1 protein-coding gene is annotated in these 723 nt (G+C 63.5%); it reads left to right on the top strand.

Features of this window, described 5'->3' with window-relative positions:
- Positions 1–723, top strand: a 723-nt coding sequence (tssI, locus tag ADS46_RS13720; protein WP_156524522.1) for a type VI secretion system tip protein TssI/VgrG, incomplete at both ends; no start/stop codon positions are given.

Here is a 723-nt window from a genome sequence, read left to right as displayed (position 1 = left end):
CACGACACCGACAGCCTCAACCGCGACTGGCAGGCCATCAGTGTTCTTCACCACGGCGAGCAGCCCCAGGCGCTGGAAGAGGATGGCATCACGCAGGGGGATGCCAACGGGATGACCCGCTACCACAACCAGGTCACGCTGATCCCCGGCGACGCCCCCTGGCGGGCGACTCCCAACCCCAAACCTCGCGTCGATGGGCCCCAGGTCGCCTTTGTGGTCGGCCCGGAAGGCGAAGAGATTCACTGCGACAAGCACGGCCGGGTCAAGGTCCAGTTCCCCTGGGACCGCTATGCCGAGCCGAATGAAACGGCCAGCTGCTGGGTGCGGGTTGCCCAGGGCTGGGCAGGCGGCGGCTACGGCAGTATTGCCATTCCCCGTATCGGCCACGAGGTCATCGTCTCGTTTCTGGAAGGCGACCCCGATCAGCCGCTGGTGACCGGGCGGACTTACCACGCCGTGAATACCGCGCCGTATCCATTGCCCGAACACAAGACCCGCACGGTACTGCGCACCCAAAGCCACAAGGCCGAAGGCTTCAACGAACTGCGCTTTGAAGACCAGGCCGGCGAAGAACAGATCTGGCTCCATGCCCAGAAAGACCTGGAGCTGCTGACGCTCAACGACCGTATTGAAGAGACCCGCCACGACAGCTTCTTGAAGGTCAATAACGACCGCATCAGCGAGGTCGACAACGACGATCACCACACGGTGCACGGCAACCGT

Source organism: Halomonas sp. G11 (genome assembly GCF_001663515.1).
GTDB lineage: Bacteria > Pseudomonadota > Gammaproteobacteria > Pseudomonadales > Halomonadaceae > Vreelandella.
The sequence above is the reverse complement of the archived record's forward strand: the minus strand, read 5'-3'. Positions and strand labels throughout refer to the sequence as shown.